Origin of the sequence: Pseudoalteromonas sp. S1612 (assembly GCF_005887175.1) — a bacterium.
GTDB classification, from domain to species: domain Bacteria; phylum Pseudomonadota; class Gammaproteobacteria; order Enterobacterales; family Alteromonadaceae; genus Pseudoalteromonas; species Pseudoalteromonas undina.
Window position 1 is genome coordinate 83093 of the sequence record NZ_PNDH01000032.1, and the last position, 18369, is coordinate 101461.

Sequence of the window (18369 nt, forward strand, 5' to 3'; positions counted from 1 at the left end):
CATTATATAGTCACTAAACCATAAATACCCAACAGTACAAAAACACTGGCTGCTATCGCTCTTACGGTATTTAATGGAATTCTTTTTAGTAACGCCTTACCGGCATAAATAACAGGGACATTGGCAATTAACATGCCTACTGTAGTACCCAGCGTAACCCAAAGTACTGATTGATATTGTGCACCGAGTAACACGGTTGCAATTTGTGTTTTGTCCCCAATTTCAGCAATAAAAAATAAGATTAAGGCCACTAAAAATGCACCATAGCGGTCGTATTTATGGCTCACTTCTTCATCTTTATCTGGAATAAGTAGCCACAGCCCTACCACAATAAAGCTTATATTGACTATCCAAGGTAAGTATTCGACGGCAAAGTTCCCGCTTAGCCAATCACCAAACCATGCAGATAAACCATGATTAATAATAGTAGCAGCGAGAATGCCTAAAATAAGTGCAATTTTATTATGAAAGCGAGCAGCTAATAGTAAAGATAAAAGCTGGGTTTTATCGCCTATTTCAGCAAGGGCAACAGTGACGGTAGAGGTTAAAAAAATATCCATTAATATAATCTTCAGGCGGGAATACTAAACCAAGGCAAACAGCTATCTCCCGCCATGAGGATAGTGTCTACCTAGGTCTCGCCGATAACGCTTGCTACAACATTACAAACTTACCATGCACATGAGGTGCAATTATGTTGATAAGTTTACTCATTACTGAGCGGGCTACTCCCCTAAGAGGGCAGCGATTATTCCACAAAGTTTAAAGCAGGTAAATATATGCGGGTAACTTTTAAATTTAAAAGGTGGCTTTGTGGCGTTAGTGCACAAATAAACTTGCTTTTGGCTATCAAGTTAGCTGTAATAATAAACAGAAGGAAGTTGAACAATTTGAAATTATATGCACGTGTAAAGGAATTTAAATATGCAATCAACTGTCGTTAAATCAACAATGGCAACCATTCAAAATGGAGTGATGAAAGCGGACGGAAAGTTTTGGATTACGCAAACCGACTTAAATTTTGAACCTTTTAATGAAAAGTTAGGGTTAGAACCATATACAATTGCCCGTGATACAATTTTAAAAGTGGTTGAATGTAAAGGTAAGGGCGCAGGCCTTATTCCAATAACGGCTGATGCAATAGAGGTTTTCACGCAAGATGGCAGCTCATATCAGTTTATACTTTCAAACCCCAGTGATTGGATAACTATATTGTCTAATCAAACTAGCGCTTAAAGTAACCAATATGCCATCATTTAAATGATGGCATATAAGGTTTTTATTTAAAGTATAAGCGCTAATATGCCTCAAAATTAAAGCAACTAAACTTTAAATACATTAACTTGTCCTTGTAGCATTGCCGCAAGCTGTGCGAGTTCTTGCGATGCTTGAGCATTTTGTTGTGAGCTTTCGCTAACAGAAGTAATACTCGCGCTAAACTCATTAATATTACTGCTTAGTTCATTTGCGACCATTTTTTGCTCCTGAGTTGCGGTTGATATTTGAGTATTCATATCTGCAATTTCGGTAACTTCTTGGTTAATTTCGCTGAGTACCTGTGAAGAATAATTAGCATGGTCGACACTCTCTTTAGCGCTGCTTTCAGCGTTACCCATCGCATTAACAGCTTGCTGAGCCATGCCTTGTAGTTTTGTGATCATTTCATTAATGCTAGCGGTTGCTTTTTGAGTATTGTGGGCAAGTTGTCTTACCTCATCGGCTACAACGGCAAAACCTCGACCTGAGTCGCCAGCTCTTGCTGCTTCAATGGCTGCGTTTAAGGCTAACAAGTTAGTTTGCTCAGCAACACTTTGGATCATCATCACAACTTGGTTTATATCATTGGTTTGTGTATTTAGATCTGTAATAAGCTGCGTATTTGTATTAACCAAAGTTGAAAGCGTATTTATTGACTCGATATTATCAGCAACAGCTTGCTGACCTTGGCCTGCTTTTATGTCAGCACTTGTGGCTTTATCAGAGGTTATTTGCGCGTTTTGAGCAACTTGTTCTATTGCACTACTCATTTGGGTAATTGCAGTTGCAATCATAGCTGATTGTTGCTCTTGCTGGGTTGCTGTACTGGCTACTTGAATACTAATAGAGTTCATTTCTTCAGCTGCCGAAGCAAGTGTTAGTGTTGCGCCTGCCATATCTTTTACTAAACCTTGGATCCGAAGTAACATATCATTAAAGTTAGATGCGGTATCTGCAATCTCATCTTTACCCTGAACCTTAGCACGAGCTGTTAAATCAGCATTGGTTGCAATATCCGTTATGGTATCGCGTAATGACATTAATGGGTTTTGTATCGAGCAGTAAATAAAGTAGGCAACAATCAGTAGAAGTAAAATTAATATCGCGATTGTCACACTCATTATAAATTTTATAAATTGATAATTTTCATCAGCTTTAACTCTAAAGTCACTCGCTTCTTTAAGCTGCAAATCAATCAAAGCCTGGTAACTGGCACTAAGCGGATCAAAGAGTTGGTAAAGCTCATAAACAAATTGATTTTGTGGTAGTGATAAAAATTCACCACTATTAATACTTACAATTAAATTATTCAAATGCACGAGCACAGGCTTTAGTTTATTTTCAACGTTATCTACCAAGCGCTTTTCTTCAGCTGTTAACTGTGTGCTTAAGTAAGCTTTCCATTCATTATCAGCCGTATTTCTAGCCTCATTAATATTTGCTAAGAGTTCTGACTTGGTAATAGAGTCAGCACGATACTTGTGAAGTAAATCAACAATATTTACAGCGTAATTATCTGACACATGTTTAATTTGTTTAAGTGGTACGACACGGTCGTCGTATAAACTATCAATCCCTGCTACTAACCTTCCCATTGTGTTTATTGAAAAAAACGATGTAATTAAAAAAATCATAATTGGTAGCAATGCAAGCACTGCTAAACGGGTACGCACAGAATAATTGTTTAACATAGTTGTCCAAAATTACAGCAATAATAAAAAAGTATAATCTGGAAAAAAAATTTTACTGAATTTTTATAAAAAATTATTTAGCTTAATAACTCTTATGTGTTTTAAGTTATTAACGACTGGTTCATCTAAAAAGGCTTTTACTCGCATAGTCTAATCAATTTTAATTATTGTTACTGTAAATAGAAGGAAAGGTAAGCTTGCCATTGTTTGTAAGACGCCAAGCAAATTTTGTTGTGATTGAAGTGCCGCTTAGAGCGATAACCGATTTTTCAGGTGAGCCGTCATTAACCGAGTAAGAATAAGGGGAAACTTTCCTGTTTTTTACATATTTATATAAACTACAGAAAGCATAATGTTTATATTTGGCAATAGCTTACAATATTTGCTATTAATATAAGTTCATAAAATAAGGACTTTTCGCGCCACTATAGGGAAAGTACCCTCTGATAAAGTTGTTATGGCGCTCAGTTGAACTTTGGAAAATAATCAAAAAGGAATTCGGAAAAGATGATACGTAATTTCTACACTTGCGATAAAGAAGTCGACGAAAATAGCCATGATGGACAAGGTTCAATAGACATCTATCGTGCATTCAGACGTAAAGATTTCGATGGTGCTTGGGATTTTGCCATCCGTGTCGTTATGCCACCTGGAAGTTCTATGGGAGAGCATTCTCACGGAGATGACGAAGAAATGTACATTATTTTGAAAGGTGAAGGCACTATGACCATTGAAGGAGAGGACAGAAAAGTGGCCTCAGGAGATATGATAGTTAATAAACGTTTTGGCACCCATGGTTTGGTTAATACATCGGACCATGAAATTGAGTTACTGATAATCCAAGCAAGTCTAAAGTAAATCGCTATAACAAAGCGTTAAGGCGGATTCACAACACTTGGCGATCTCAGTTCAAGTTTAATTTAGTGTTTAAGATATAGTGGGTTAGGTATGGTGGTTGGCGTTCTTCACCACTTAACGCAGCGTTAGGCAGACAATCCAAAAAAATGAGTAATTAATGACCCAAAGACTAACAATTGTTTATCAACTTACTTCATGGGGTTGCACTGTATTAGCTTGGACCAACGGCGCTATTCTTTTGTGGGATGGCTTTGCTAATGCGGAGTATCGGGTCCTCACTTTCGCGGTCGCACTGCTTTTTGGAGTGATCGGTGGCACCGTTCTTGGGGTGGAAAGAAGTTTGAGTCAAATCTACCGATGTTCCGATAAGACTTCCGAAGAGCAGGCGGGGTCAAAAACTACCAGAGCTTGGACATTGCTCTATGTGTGTCTTGTTTTCGGAGTGTTTCTCATAGGTGTGGTAATGGCAATAGGCTTGGTCGCGATCGTCGAAAGGTTGCAAACTGGATTCCATATCTTCGGATGAGCACTAATACAGATGTGTTCGATGTAGACTTCCCAGCTTTCACTAGACACCGTCTTATAATCTTAAAGTACAAAACGGGAGTAAACTTCCGTTTCTAGTGCTTCAAAGGTAGTTATCGAAATATATTCTGTTTTTGAAAGCGTTAACCGGACGGTAACCTTTTTATATCAAATGCATTTAAGATTTTCCTGACTTGAACTAACTACTGTATTGTAAATAGTAATTTTGCTCCTGTATAAGGAACGATATGAGTATCGTGAGATAAGGTTTACTTAGCTACTTTATGTTAATGTAAATAAGGTAATAATTAACTTTTAAGGTTGAAGTAATGGAATATAACAATCTATCCAAGCTTGTAAAAAAAGTTCTCAAAACAGATCAAAGTGGTAATACAACAATGCCCTCAAGACGCGAAATGACAAGCAAAATTTTTGCGTTTATTATGCTTATTCCTGGAATTATTAGCATCGTGATGACCGTTGCAAGCGAAGGAGGGGAAAGTATTTTCTTCGCGACTTCGGCAAGCTTCTTTTTAGGAGTATCTATATTGCTTTTTGGTCAAAAGAGCCGCTTAGAGTTTAACGGGACAGAAAAACAGCTTAATTTAAAAACCGCATTATGGGGTTACTTTCAAAGAAGTAAAGTTATTACATCGTTTGATACACTATCATTTGAATTAAGTAGTATAGGCGCGCAAGGCCCTTATCAAATTAAGTTTGTTGATCAGTTATATGAATTTAATCAGTATACAGATGCTAAGATGTTCATTTCGTTTTTATATAAAAAATATAATATTATTGCTGCTGAAACAATATCGGATTGGCCAAATAAAACGCCGATAAGGTTTGCTCAAAGCGAATTAGATATTTCACCACAAATTGCTCATGATAGTACAAAAGCTAATTCAAACTCTCATCTGGAAGATGTAGATTTTAATAGAGAGGATCTTGTTTTCATTGAAATATGGGATCGCAAATCGCTAATAAAACTATCCCTTCCATTTTTTGTTTTTACAGCCATTGCCGGCTTAGTTAAATACGGAGTGCTGTAATGTATTTTAAAGAACTATCTAGTGAGCTAGCTATTTATCGACAACCAAGGTTAACTAGATTATTGCTAGTTTTGTTGTGTGGTTTCTTTTTATTTATCGGACTAATTAATGTGTTTAATTCTGATGAAGCAAAATCATTACCGATATGGGTATCTGGGTTTATATGCTGGTTAGGGTGGAGTGGCTCGTTTGGTGGCTATGTATGTCGTTTTGATCTCGCAAAACAAACCTTGGAATTAAAGTCTAGTAGTTTATATACTATTTTTAAACGTGTTTATAAATTATCAGATATTAAAGGTTTTAAAGCTATACCAAGAAAAGGCTACACACATAACTATAGATTATATGCAGTGTTAACTGATAATACTCACGTTGCTTTCGCAAGCTACAAAGGACGAGGATTTGCAGTTAAGGAGTGTATAAAAATGGCTGACTTTGTCAGTAAGCCTTATCAAATCAATATTGATACAGCTCCATTATAATTTTATGAGAACTAAGTAGCGCGGATTAACATATTTTTTAGAAACCAATGCCAAACGCTTAGTTGTACTCCGGTGTTTATGGAGTTTAAGCTTAGCTCGCTACAAAAGAATTCGGGTATGAGCGATAATCGGTCATCGAGACTGGCTGAATATCGTCGTTAATTGATTGGTTAAACTGCTCTTTGCGCATATATTCATGAAAATGAGCGTTGCCCGCATATTGGTTCATTTAACTTTACCTAAAAAATTTAGAAAACTTAGTGATAGTAATGCCTTAGGTAATTTGTTAAAACTATATAAAGTAGATAAATGAGCTTTAAGTCGGCAGAAATATGCGCGCTGAGCGCACTATTAAATTGTTATGAATACAGGGAAGTCTTGTGAACGGTCAGTATAACCATATACCTCACCCGAGGGAATCATCGGCAAGATCTAATGTTTTGTACGGAACCTATTTTAAAATAGCGGAAACTGATTTTTGTAATTGTTTAGAGGTGCTAGCTATTGATCAATCTCCTCTTAATGAAGACGAAAGGTATAAACTAGAAAAAGAAGTAAATAACTTTGCACTAAAAGCTATTGTTTTTGCTGCCATGTCTGTTGAATCAGCGATAAATGATTACGCAGGTAAGCACCTTGGAGATAAATATTACCAACAACATTTAGCTAGTTTAGATTTAATTTCTAAATGGATCATAATCCCTCGATTAGTCTGTGAAAGAAGTATCGATAAATCAGGTGCAGCATACAATTCTCTAAAAACTTTAGTCTCAGCAAGAAATAAGCTTGTCCATAATAAATCTGAAGAAATTAATTTCTCTGATCCATACGCGGTTATTAAAAAACAAGAGAAAAGATCGGAGGAGTTCAAAAGGGATTTCCATAGTTCACTGAAAACCTTATACTTATTAAGTATGGAAATGGACTTTGTGGTTGGGCAAATGCAAAACCCCCTTGGGACATTAGATTCAGCATTTAATCCTTCCTTAGAAGTACCTGAATTAGCCAAAGAACTTTTTAAAAACTGTAAAGATACGGTGCTTAAAAAGTATTCATAACAAGCTAATAAACAAGGACAAAAAACAGTTTGCGGTTTTCGTGCCTCAACATATTAGCAAACAATTTTTTGCCTGTTATTAGGGCGTTACCACTGTCTGCAAATGGCATAAACCGGAAATAGCCCACTCACTAATTCTATATTCATACATTAAGGTTTCTTCAGACTTAATGTAATTCATTTTAATCATTCAACTATTTACCTAAACCTACTTAAATTCAAGGTCAGACTTTAGTTAATAAATCTCAATTTAAGTGCCATAGCTCGAATGAAATTAAAACAATTCTCAAGCTGCCGCGAATTCTCAACTTAAGTGGCGCTGGCCAAAAAAATGATCAGCGCCATATAACTTGAGAATCTCAGCCAAGTAATAAGATTTCAAAACAATAACTTAGCTTGTATTCTTTATGGGTACTGCGCCTCTTAAATTGAGAATTATTTATAGCTAAAAACTGCCCCAACACAAATTCTCATCCAGCCAAAAAGTTCTCATTCTGCCTTGCATATTCTCATTCTGCCACTGAAGAACTCTGACTTGATTTTAATAAGCACATAATTAAGTAGATTCTGTATTCGGTAAATTAGTGGCGAACACTATACGCTAATATTTACTTAGTAAAAGTGTAGTAAATCGATTAGAAAATGGATTTTTAGGATAAAGAGAAATGAAGCCATTTAAGTGAAAGCTAAAATGCAGATATGCGAAGCTTCATTTGTAATGTTGAGTTAATTCAAATTTGGTTTGATTTAGGTTTAGTTATGGATGAAATTACTAAACCTTTATTAAAAAAGGGAAAGTTAAACTTATTGATATTCAGTCGATTAGTTTTAGCGAACTGCCGGTATTGTTATTAATAAAGCATAGACCGAGAACATGTCTCGGCCTAAAAATTAAAGTTGAAATTACAAAGTACTAAATGTCGAGTGATAGCTGTTTGTTTTGCGTTTTCGCCAACTTCAAAGTATCACAATTAAGTATACGTTTTGAATTATTGCCATGAATGTAAACGGGCCTGAGCTTACCGGTATTAATCAACCTCATTAGTTCTACCTTTGGTATACCGGTGACTTCAGCTACGTTTGCAACGGACATCGTTTTATCTCTTATAAGTTGAGTATGTAATTTACAAAAGGTATCGAATGCTTCAGGCAAAACGTGTATGGAATGCATTAAGTCTAATGAAGGTTTGTATCTTATTGATAATTCTTTATTTTTAGCAGCTATCAGTACATCAGTTATACAGATATTATGAAGAGCCATAAAGCGACGTAGCTCAGAAAGGGGGACGTAATCTTTATTGTGGCTGAACTCGGCTAAAAAGGTATAAACACCTGATATTTCAACGCGAGTATCTGTTCTTAAGGCCTTTTTTGAATCAGTTCTTATCAATCCAACTTCGACTAAAAGAGCGATTTGTTTAAACGTTACCCCAATTATAGAGGAGGCTGTTTGAGCTTCAAACCAAAGCTGAGTTATGGGAGCTTTTGAACGAATATACTCGCTATTATACATTTCATATAGTGTGGATAATGACCCCCATTCACATAGCAAATTCTGAACAATAATTTCAATTTTGTGAAACTCAATGTTCAACGGTAGATCTGTTGGTACACGTTTAGCCCTTTCACTTAAGAATACTCTAGCACTATCTGGGTTATTAAGAATATCAGCCGCTCTATTTAATAATGTGGAGGTAATCTCCTTTGGTGGGAAACTCGTTCGTGTATTACTATCGTCAACTATCACTTTAGCTATGAGGTATGCATCGTGGACTTGTTCAGGTGATTTTAATTGATTATTCAATGGCATATGCGTTAAGCGTAAGCCGCACAAAGGTGATGTGCAGCGGCCATTTAGAAGATTAATGGTAAATTGCAGCGGTGAATTGCAATGAGGGCATTCGGATAACAGGGCACACTCATGAATAATACAGTGTCGTAAAAATGGATTTTGCCACTGGGCCCTAAAATACCCATATTGGTTAACACAATCTGGACAAACTTGTGGCGTTAGCAATCTCGCATGTGTCCAGCACTTTATCTTTAATGATGATAAAGTGCGAGTTATAGGAATAAGGTGATCAAGGAGTTCGTTCTTTGTTGATCTACCTTTGATGATACTGGTTAGCATAGCCTTATTGAGTACGCGAGATTCTGATTGTATGCCATTTCTTTTAAGTAAACGAAGTACATAACCAATACCTGACTCCGCTTCATAGTAAGAGGGTTTTATTGGGAAACGCATTAGCATAACCCCGAATAGAACTGACTTCTAAGGTTTTTATCTTGCTCATTTAGATATGCATCTAATTGTTTTTTTGTTAAAAGTTCATAATCAAATGGATTGACAGCCCCAATTGCATATTTCTCAAAGTTTTCAAATAAGGCTTCTATAAGCTGATCATAGTTTTTTGCATTTCGTGTGTTATTACGTAAAAATAAATCGCGCATTGTACTCATGGTGTGCTCACTGTACGCAAGGTAAATACGATCAAGTAGCTCACTGTGCTCATCCTTTGTTAAATTTGGCAACCCAACTTGTTGAATGAACCAATTACAACAGGCAATCCAGTTTTTCGTTTTAGGAAGGATTGGCTTAATTTCAATGGGGCGCATTTGTCGACGAGACATCTGCTCGTCATCGTCAAATTTACCGGCGGTTCTACCAAATGTAATAAGGCGCTTAGCACTGCTTGTACCGGCGAAAATAATCGAACAACGGATCTTGTTGCTATCGATCAGATAGCAAAAATATTTAATAATTCGTTGAAACTCTATCCCATCATAACTTGAGGCAATATTCTGAATTTCATCAAGAATGATTAGCTCCACTTCTAGGTCTTTGAGAAGTGAGATAAGTTGGGCATCCAATTCAGCTGCAGTAGTGCGAGAATTTTGTGTTGTTCCGTCTAGCTCTGAAATTAAAAATCGAGTTATCTCTGCAGTACTTTTTTTAAACTCCTTAAAAGCGACATAAAAGATTGGTTTTGTCGTTTTTTCTGGCTTAGTAACAGGTAAAAACTGAGCGTGATACTGCTTTAATATATACGTCTTGCCAGCACCCGAGGCACCATAAATAAGTTGAGCTCGTTTATCCTCTGAAGGTACGTGATACATATTGTGGATTTCCGCTATCCTTTGCCATATCTTCATTTGTATGTCACATGCGAAAATTGTACTGGGCATAGTTACCATTGTTTTTCATTTCCTTCATCATCATTATAACGGGTAGAGGCCATTTCTCTGGTTTTGCTCACTATCGTATCTGCGTAGGTATCTTGTTCACCTGAGTGCGATATCTGTGATTTAAGTTCATTCACTTTATGAGATTTTTTTATTCGCTCTACAATGGATAAGTTCTCTTTCGTATTTTTATTGAAAGACGCTACCTTCGGGCCTCTGTGCTGTTTGCGTTTGGGCTTTTGCTTTACGAATTCAGTTATTTCACCGACATAGTGACCAGTAGGAGTATGGGAGAAAGTTTCTGTATATATTCCGAGTTGGGTCAGAGTTTGACTGCCATTTAGTTCAGCAAAGCTGACTGGTAGTTTAGTATCATGATGGTCAATATTATCAGCCACTATTTCCACAGGATTGTTCTCGCCAGGCAGTGTTGCTTGAACTGTTACTTTTCTGGCATCTAGGTCGTCATGAAACACATAAACAGAGGGGTTTTCACCCAGCTCCATGTCTGTTTTAGTAGCCGCGTATAGTTGTTTTAGCTCATCACTGTAATAATCTTGACCTAAACATCTGATAGTTCCACGTTGCTGTAATTTATGTGAGGCCTGGGCTCTGGACACGTGGAAGCAATGTTGTAGCTGATCATATGTGAATGAAGGCATAGGCGTATCAATAATGGACTGATTCCATTTTTTGATAGGCGTATGGCCAGCCTGTTTATGGTGTTTGTGCATGTATTCTGTCAAAAATATATTCAGTAGCTTTGTAAAATCAGATACCTTTATATCCGCACGTTTAGCTAATGGAATTGTGTCGAGTGAGTTCGGGTTAGTACGTTTTCCTGAATAACTTTGAAATCCAATACTCGTCTCACCACTTTGCGTTTCAATCTTCATACCCGAAAAAAAGTGATCTCTTAATACATTAAAAAATGACTCAATGAATGGCTTCTTAGCAGGTTGATTTGATGGTGTATAATGAATATTTAACTCAAGTCGCTCCGCAGCCTTTTTTATCAAACGATTATTAAACCCTGGGCCATTATCCATAATCAATGTAGTCGGTTTGCGTCCATTCATTGTAAGATTACTATCCGCCATAAATATTTGACGTAAAAGGTTAAGCCCACCGGCAGAGTTTTCAGGTTCAAAGCTAAGCACCACAGAGATAGGTGCGCGTGTGTATACGTCTATTGCTACATACAAAGAAATAGGCGGTGTCGGAAGACCTGTTTTGTCGTCAATTAAACACATATTTAGCACAACACGGTCGCATTCAACGCGCTGCATTGCGTAATAGGTTTTTATTCGTTTACGTAGCGTTGTTAGTCGCTTATTGATTTCCGCTTGTGAAAGGCCTTTAAAATTAGCAAGTTTTTCGGCATCAGTAAGCTCTTGTAACCGGCGGTAAAAGGTGCGTTGTGATGCGATTTGAATCTCATTATTTTTCAAGCTAGCTTCTTGCGCTTCTCGTTTATAGTTACTGTAATATGCGCCTTTGAAAGCAGAGTTATTACACGAATAGACGGTAGCGATGTAGTGCTGTATGAAAGCCTCAGTGGCCGCATTTAGCCGTACAGGGCTATTGCGCTTCACTCCCGCAAGCGCCTCATCATTAAAATCTGATTGAACCCATACGCGCCAATGGCGACATACCGTTTTCCATTGCGGGTGTTTTGTGGCAATAGTTGCAGGATGTTGGCTCTCGACTCGTTTGATGAGCTCATCATATGTCTTCTTAGTTGTAGCAGGGTATCCTTCACTAACCAGTTCTTTCAAGATAGATTGATACATCAATCGTGATGTAACCGTTAACTTTTGATATTCTGTTAGTTCAATATGTGGATGCTGTGCCCTTCTTAATATAAAGCCTTGATCATCAATTGATTTCTCAAAGTCGTCTCGAGGTAATAGGCGCTTCTTAGTCTCTATACCATCACCGGAAAGGAGTATTGATGTACTGTCAACAAACGCAATAGATTCAACGTTACCGTACTTATTAGTCAAGTCAGTACCCGTAGCATATCCGATCATTTGAGGTGACCTCGCATCAATGTAGTAGAGGCGTTTAACGGCTTCTCCATATCGAATTTATATACATTTGATGCAATTAGTCCATAAGCCTCTGCCACTGGGTTTTTAGCTATACCCTCCAAGCATTCGATGAGTTCACCAAAGGTTAAATCTCCATCAGGCAGCATTGTTAATGGGAATGAATGCTCCGAGTAATACATTGTTATCAGATTAAGGTTCGCCATAAAGATAGTATTGAGCTTATCGACGATGATTAACCGTAAACCTATTTGTGCTTTTTTTCGGGTGTACTCATTAAAAAGATGAATTTTCGAGTGATACTCTTTATCAACCTGAGACTCATGATGAACTTCAATATATTCAGCGAAGCCAGAATGATATAGGACTAAGAAGTCGGGTGTATAGCGGTAAACTTTTTTGTCTATAGTCACTTCTATTTGCTCAGGCTGGGTGGCAAACAGCTTCACATTAGGGTCACATTCCAGTTTAAAAGCCAGGATCAGCTCCTGAAATGACTCGGGATTAAGTGCGCACTGATTTTTATGGGAGTAAAATCGTATAACAAATCGACCTCTGTGAACGTTAGCGTTCGTCTTTGTAACGGTCATAATTTTACCTCCCAAAAAATAAATGTCTTTACACTATAGATAATGGGTGATAAATTAAAAGGTTTATCTTTAGAATAGTTGTTCTTGGTAAGCATTTTTACATTATTCCTTTCGTCATAATTAGGCTTATCAATCCTTGGAGCCACTGAAAATTTTGTTTTATTTTCAAGGGTTAATCTCACTTTAAAATTCAAAAGTTAAGTTCAATGTTTTTTCTACGAGCAAATTATTTATTCTCAAAAAAAATTTATCTTTAAAGTACTGTGAAGGTTTCTCGAGTTGTTTTTACCTTATCCAAACCGATTTTATGTTTGTGTTTAACATGAAGTTGTTATGTTCAAGTAAAACACCCAAAGTGAAATTAGTATTCAGTGCTGCTCCTAAAAGCTTAAATTTAAAATTTCACACCTAGCCCCAGCAATGTTGATGCTTTTCAAAAGGCAGTCACTATGATTGCAGATATTACAGAAATAGAGAAGGTTAAGCTGGTCAGACCTCTCGCTATCTTCTTTAAGTGTCTTTGATTTAGGTTTTAAAATTCATAAAATGCCAACGATATTAATTCTAGGTTAATTTAAGCATTTTTATTTTTTGTGTTTTTTAAGAAAAAAGAGGGGGTGTTCTTGTTTATTAAGTTAAGGTTAATGGAGGCTTAAATTTTTTTGTAAACAAGATGGAGTGACATATGAAACACAAGCCAGAAGGGTGGGTTGTTTTAACGTTTCAAACTATTGATAGCAAACCCTGCTATGTGTTGTTTTGTTCGTGGAAAAATGATGATGAATGGAGAGTAAGCTCAGGTTCAATGGTTCTACCTCACTTATCACCCTGTGGGAATTATTGGATTTGGCCTCAAATATCAGGCTCTGTATACGAGCTTCCCGTTGATGAAGAAAATGGCTATACCTTTTACACCGGCGCTGTATTAGATGAATTATTAGTAAAAGGGTATCGCGATGGCACTCAGCTAAAACGCATTGCACTTAAAGATATTATGGAAGATAAATAAGGCGATTAACGCCTTGTAAACTATCTATTATATTTTACTTTTGGGGGTCATGAGCTCTACATTACGGTAGATACCTAGGGGCTTTGGTAGGCAAAGATGAGAATCTGTATTATGTAAATATTGCTAGTTCTACATTAAAAGCTAATAAATGAATACATTAAAAGCTAATAAATGAATACAGTAAAAGCTAATAAATGAATAGAGTACAGGTATAACTAACGCGCACTCCCTTAGTAATCCAGCCTAATAAAATTTGGCTAATATTCAATAAGATTCTGTTTGCGTTGCCGAAGGAGTTGATATTCTGGCTTCATTAATCTTTAATAAGCACAAATATTACTTCACAAAGGATTACTTATGGGAAAGGAACTCGATATTTATAAATTACACAAACCAGATAGAACATACGATATAATTGACCTAGATATCGTATCGATGGCAGACCAAATTGCCGAAGAAAATAACCTCAGTTATAAAGAAGCAGTAATTTTAGCTAAGATTGGCTTTCCAAGCGGCAAAACTAGAATAACGGATATAGTCAAAAACGGATTTAGCTGCAAAGTTGAAAAAGAAGCTTTAAAGCAAGCCTACGACGTAAACTTATTTTCGAATTACCTTGTTTTGAACCAAAAAGCGTATATTGCCCTAGGGAACTATCTGCAAGTTTACGGGGAATTTATACCGCTTAGGTGTGATAAAGAGCTAATTTTATTTAATCCACTCGTTTTCGAAGAAGAAGACGAATCTCTTACTGAAAAGGCTTACCTGAATGGTATTGAGGATGGCCTCAAATCCTTATCATTTAAATCAGACAAAAATCTTGTTTTTAAATCATGCATACAAGGTGGGACAGCACTTTATTGTAATGCTGCGTTTAAATCTCTGGTTAATGAAAATAGCTTAAGCGGACTTTCTTTTAACAGTGATTTAGTTAGCATTTTTGCTTAACAAGATAAGCGCGGAATGAATTCATTTAATAAGACCTAACCAAAACTGTCAGATTTGAACAATAGAGTCAACCAAATCGAACAGACGCATTTGTGCCATGAGCTGCCTTTCCGATTTAACTCATTTCTGCCCCAAAACGTGTTTAGGCGAATGCCTCAAAAGAGCGATAACCGGTCATTGAGGATGGCTAAATTTAGGGCTAATTAATAGATAAAGTTGTGTCGTTTATTCATATAGTCAAGCAAACGAGCAACGCGTATATCCTACATTTAAATTTATTTAAAATCTTGAAATACCCTCGGTTATTTGTTGGAATGTGGATAGATGAGCTTGAAGTCAGCAAAAATATGCGTGATGAGCGCACTATTAAATTGTTAGGCGTTGCTGAACAAGGAGAGATATTCAATGGCTTTTGCCCTCGCACCAGATCAAGAAAATGCTTACCCATCACTCATTACGGCATTGTGCGCGCGCGATGCGTATACTAGAGGCCATTGTGACCGCGTCTGTGCGCTTGCGTTGGAAGTGGGGCGTGCGGCCGATTTGAGTGCCCCCTCATTAGATGACTTGCGTATTGCCAGTCAATTACACGACGTGGGTAAGATTGGAGTTCGTGATACTGTTCTCTCGAAGCCTGGAAAGCTCACACCTGATGAAAGGGAAGAGATAAAGGCTCACTCGGTTATCGGTGAGAGAATAATTAGTGAGACATTCCTGACAAACAGAGACGAGGTCGCGTCTATTGTCAGACATCATCATGAAGCATTTGATGGAAGCGGATACCCAGACGGACTGGCTGGTGCCGATATTCCCCTGAGTAGTCGAATACTTTCGATCATTGATGCGTATGATGCACTGACGACTAGCAGGCCATACCGCATGGCTAAATCGCACCTTGAAACTATGAATATCTTGAAGCATGAAGTGGACACGAAGTTTGATCCAAATATTTTTTTGTTGTTTACAAAAGTCATAAAGGCCAGTTCGGCACGTGCCTCGTAAACGCTCGTTCCTAGAATACGGTGAACGCTGCCTAAAAAGTCTCTGCAGATGACATTTGATCCGCCACCCACTTTTTTGCTAACGCAAAAGCAGGCGTTGTCTCAAATGCACCTGAGCTCAGGCGTTGCTAATGTCTGCAAATGGCACAGAGCCGACCTTCGGCTCTAACTCGTTTTTGTCCAAAAACGAGTTTACCCGACCCTCCGCTTTTCGCTCAAATAAGACCCCGAAAAATGGCTCATATAGCTATCTAGGCCAACGCTTTCAAAAACAGAAGTATATTTCCGATAACTACCTTTGAATTCCTATAAACGGAAGTTTGCTTCCGAAATATAGCAATATTGGGTTAGAAACCGGAAGTTTACTTCCGTTTTGTACTTTAAGTTTATAAACCGGTGTTTAATGAAAGCTGGGAAGTCTAGAGGTACAAGCAAACATTGGGTTATTAAATTTAATAATTAGCTTTTAGCTAAATTTAGAAAAACTTTAAAGCTGGTAGTTTGATTATTTGAACTGACCTCTATATTTCCACCGTTTGCTTGCGCTAGAGCTTTAACTATTGCAAGCCCTAAACCAGCTCCATCGCTGTGTCGTTGGCGCGATTTATCGGGTCGATAAAAGCGGTCAAATAAATAAGGTAAATGCTCAGAAGGTATTCTCTCCCCAGTATTAATCACTGAAATACATATTTTTTCAGCGGTAAATATTTCACTATTTACTGTGATTGATGAGCCTTTTGGGGCATACCTTATTGCATTGGATAGGAGGTTTGATAATAATTGGCGAAAGTGTAATTTGTCACAATAAAAACAAAGGTTTTGACCTTTTTTCTTAAATGTAATCAATGAGTCTTCAGCCAAAGCATCAAAGTACTCAAATAATGCTTCAATTTCATCATGGCTTTTTAGAGTATTTTGAACGGGTTTAACCAGTCCATTCTGAGTTTTTGCAAGCCAAAGCATATCACTAACCATCTTAGTTAGTCGTTCCAGCTCTTCTAGATTAGAAAACAATAATTCTTGATACTCTAACAACTGTCTTTTTTTAGATAAACCAACCTGTGTTTGAGTGATTATATTTGTTAGTGGAGTACGTAACTCATGCGCAATATCACTAGAGAAATTTGATAAACGAATAAATTCACCTTGGAGCCTGTCGAGCATCGAGTTAAACGACTGCACCATATTAACAAGCTCAATAGGCACTTTATTTTCATCAAGCCTTACATCCATCTTATTAGTTTGGATGTCATGCATTTTCTGACTCAAACCTCGTAAAGGGTTCAATCCTTGATGTATAGCAAACCAAGCCACCAATAAAATGAGTACCGCAGAGCCAAACATAATAGCCCAAAGACTTTGTTGAAATTGATTGAGAAAGTGTAAATGAAAGCTCATGTCTATCGCTGTAGTAATTTTGTATTGCTGTTGCCCAGTACTTAAATTACTCACCAGAGCTCGGTAGGTGTGGGTATCATTTTGCCATGAGGTAATGTTGTTACGGTTAAAGCCAGCTGAAGCATTAGCACTCATTACAAAATCACTAAAATCTCGTTCAGAACTTTGAAAAATGAGCTCTCCTTTTGCGGTATTTACCTGATAGTAAACACCGTGATGACCCGCTACAGCGTTAGATAATTCATTTTTAAGTTTCAGGTTTGATTTATACTGTTGTCTTAAAACTAATTCAATAGATTGATTAATAACATGCAGTTCACTACTATCTTGCTGGAAAAAATGATGTTTTATCGAACTATTTATTAAGGTGGCAACTAAAGTTAAGCACGCAATAACGGTTACAGCGACAAACAACACAACACGCATCGTAAGTGATAAAGGCCGTGACTTAATAGCCATCAGTTTCAACCTCTAATTTATAGCCCATACCACGAACCGTATGAATTAATTTAACAGTAAAGTCATCATCAACTTTTGCTCTTAGCCTACGAATGGCAACATCAATCACATTGGTGTCGCTATCAAAATTCATATCCCATACTTGAGAAGCAATTAACGAACGTGGCAGTACTTCACCTTCGCGCCGTAACAATAGTTCAAGTAAGCTAAACTCTTTATTACTCAATAAAATACGCTTGCCTGCACGTTGTATTTTTCGCTTTGGAATATCCATTTCTAAATCAGCAACTATCAGTATATCGTCAACTGTTTGTACTACACCACGGCGAATAAGAGTGCGTACTCTTGCTAAAACTTCAGCAAAAGCAAAAGGCTTTATTAAATAGTCATCAGCACCAAGTTCGAGCCCCTTTACTCTATCGTCTATACTATCGCGAGCAGATAAAAATAGTACTGGGGTTTTGTTATCTGCTTCACGTAGCGACTGTAAAATTTTCCAACCGGATACGTCAGGTAACATGACATCAAGTATTATTACATCAAATAAGTCGGTCATTGCTAGGTGATGACCGTCAAGTCCATTGCGCGCCAAAGAAACCTGAAAACCAGCTTCACTTAGTCCCTGTTTTAAATAATCTCCTGTCTTTGATTCATCTTCAACAACTAATAAGCGCATACAATTCCTTCATTAAAGTCCTAACAACTACCTCTGCAAATATTATGCAGTATCTGTCACTACAGCAACATGACACCAACATTACAACTTTGTAATGTTCGCGTCATGTTTAAGACAGGTCTATTTTCTATA

At 37.2% G+C, this 18369-nt stretch carries 18 protein-coding genes and 1 riboswitch; of the genes, 9 read left to right on the plus strand and 9 right to left on the minus strand.

What is annotated here, in order from left to right:
• Window positions 1-2: 2 nt before the first annotated feature.
• On the minus strand, window positions 3-560 hold the full coding sequence (locus CWB78_RS12155; protein ID WP_024601069.1) for a TMEM165/GDT1 family protein: 558 nt from the start codon (window positions 558-560) through the stop codon (window positions 3-5).
• An 83-nt stretch (window positions 561-643) separates the two neighbouring features.
• A riboswitch (yybP-ykoY riboswitch) is annotated at window positions 644-746 on the minus strand.
• 178 nt (window positions 747-924) lie between these two features.
• Here CWB78_RS12155 and CWB78_RS12160 point away from each other — a divergent pair.
• Complete coding sequence (locus CWB78_RS12160; RefSeq protein WP_138595812.1) at window positions 925-1236, plus strand: hypothetical protein; 312 nt, start codon at window positions 925-927, stop codon at window positions 1234-1236.
• A gap of 86 nt (window positions 1237-1322) precedes the next feature.
• Here the strand turns inward: CWB78_RS12160 and CWB78_RS12165 are convergent, their stop codons facing one another.
• A complete protein-coding gene (locus CWB78_RS12165) occupies window positions 1323-2948 on the minus strand; it encodes a methyl-accepting chemotaxis protein (RefSeq protein WP_138595814.1) in 1626 nt (541 codons plus the stop codon).
• A 642-nt stretch (window positions 2949-3590) separates the two neighbouring features.
• Here CWB78_RS12165 and CWB78_RS18880 point away from each other — a divergent pair.
• From CWB78_RS18880 to CWB78_RS12185, 4 genes are all read left to right on the plus strand, one after another.
• Entirely contained in the window at window positions 3591-3806 is a 216-nt protein-coding gene (locus tag CWB78_RS18880; protein WP_283234841.1) for a cupin domain-containing protein, read from the plus strand.
• Window positions 3807-3963: 157 nt separating this feature from the next.
• Window positions 3964-4332, plus strand: coding sequence for a hypothetical protein (locus CWB78_RS12175; protein WP_138595816.1), 369 nt, complete (start codon window positions 3964-3966; stop codon window positions 4330-4332).
• Between the two features lie 328 nt (window positions 4333-4660).
• Window positions 4661-5383: a hypothetical protein gene (locus tag CWB78_RS12180; RefSeq protein WP_138570179.1), complete on the plus strand. Its 723-nt coding sequence runs from the start codon at window positions 4661-4663 to the stop codon at window positions 5381-5383.
• On the plus strand, window positions 5383-5865 hold the full coding sequence (locus tag CWB78_RS12185; protein WP_036955025.1) for a hypothetical protein: 483 nt from the start codon (window positions 5383-5385) through the stop codon (window positions 5863-5865). The genes CWB78_RS12180 and CWB78_RS12185 overlap by 1 nt, the downstream gene beginning before the upstream one ends.
• A 91-nt stretch (window positions 5866-5956) precedes the next feature.
• On the opposite strand, the gene CWB78_RS18795 is transcribed toward CWB78_RS12185, so the two are convergent.
• A complete protein-coding gene (locus CWB78_RS18795) occupies window positions 5957-6094 on the minus strand; it encodes a hypothetical protein (RefSeq protein ID WP_171040346.1) in 138 nt (45 codons plus the stop codon).
• A 151-nt stretch (window positions 6095-6245) separates the two neighbouring features.
• Here CWB78_RS18795 and CWB78_RS12190 point away from each other — a divergent pair, with 151 nt between their 5' ends.
• The gene (locus tag CWB78_RS12190) at window positions 6246-6923 is read left to right on the plus strand and encodes a hypothetical protein (protein WP_109875201.1); all 678 of its coding nucleotides are present in this window, start codon (window positions 6246-6248) and stop codon (window positions 6921-6923) included.
• A gap of 912 nt (window positions 6924-7835) precedes the next feature.
• Here the strand turns inward: CWB78_RS12190 and CWB78_RS12195 are convergent.
• The 4 genes from CWB78_RS12195 to CWB78_RS12210 are packed head-to-tail and all read right to left on the minus strand — an operon-like array spanning window position 7836 to window position 12746.
• Window positions 7836-9167 carry a TniQ family protein gene (locus tag CWB78_RS12195; protein WP_171040347.1) on the minus strand — a complete coding sequence of 444 codons (1332 nt, stop codon included), beginning with the start codon at window positions 9165-9167 and terminating at the stop codon, window positions 7836-7838.
• A complete protein-coding gene (locus tag CWB78_RS12200; RefSeq protein WP_171040348.1) occupies window positions 9167-10075 on the minus strand; it encodes a TniB family NTP-binding protein in 909 nt (302 codons plus the stop codon). Before CWB78_RS12200 ends, CWB78_RS12195 begins: the two co-directional genes overlap by 1 nt.
• A 35-nt stretch (window positions 10076-10110) precedes the next feature.
• On the minus strand, window positions 10111-12138 hold the full coding sequence (locus CWB78_RS12205) for a TnsB C-terminal domain-containing protein (RefSeq protein WP_138595823.1): 2028 nt from the start codon (window positions 12136-12138) through the stop codon (window positions 10111-10113).
• Entirely contained in the window at window positions 12135-12746 is a 612-nt protein-coding gene (locus CWB78_RS12210; protein WP_024032698.1) for a TnsA endonuclease N-terminal domain-containing protein, read from the minus strand. The genes CWB78_RS12205 and CWB78_RS12210 overlap by 4 nt, the downstream gene beginning before the upstream one ends.
• Window positions 12747-13431: 685 nt before the next feature.
• Here CWB78_RS12210 and CWB78_RS12215 point away from each other — a divergent pair.
• From CWB78_RS12215 to CWB78_RS12225, 3 genes are all read left to right on the plus strand, one after another.
• Window positions 13432-13755 carry a hypothetical protein gene (locus CWB78_RS12215; protein ID WP_069438783.1) on the plus strand — a complete coding sequence of 108 codons (324 nt, stop codon included), beginning with the start codon at window positions 13432-13434 and terminating at the stop codon, window positions 13753-13755.
• Window positions 13756-14112: 357 nt separating this feature from the next.
• Window positions 14113-14703 (plus strand): hypothetical protein, encoded by a 591-nt coding sequence (locus CWB78_RS12220; RefSeq protein WP_138595825.1) that lies wholly within the window; start codon window positions 14113-14115, stop codon window positions 14701-14703.
• 405 nt (window positions 14704-15108) lie between these two features.
• Window positions 15109-15705 (plus strand): HD-GYP domain-containing protein, encoded by a 597-nt coding sequence (locus tag CWB78_RS12225; RefSeq protein ID WP_004589546.1) that lies wholly within the window; start codon window positions 15109-15111, stop codon window positions 15703-15705.
• Between the two features lie 458 nt (window positions 15706-16163).
• Here the strand turns inward: CWB78_RS12225 and CWB78_RS12230 are convergent, their stop codons facing one another.
• Both CWB78_RS12230 and CWB78_RS12235 read right to left on the minus strand, forming a co-directional pair.
• A complete protein-coding gene (locus CWB78_RS12230; RefSeq protein WP_055018910.1) occupies window positions 16164-17561 on the minus strand; it encodes a heavy metal sensor histidine kinase in 1398 nt (465 codons plus the stop codon).
• A complete protein-coding gene (locus CWB78_RS12235) occupies window positions 17551-18237 on the minus strand; it encodes a heavy metal response regulator transcription factor (RefSeq protein WP_004588805.1) in 687 nt (228 codons plus the stop codon). Before CWB78_RS12235 ends, CWB78_RS12230 begins: the two co-directional genes overlap by 11 nt.
• Window positions 18238-18369: the final 132 nt, after the last annotated feature.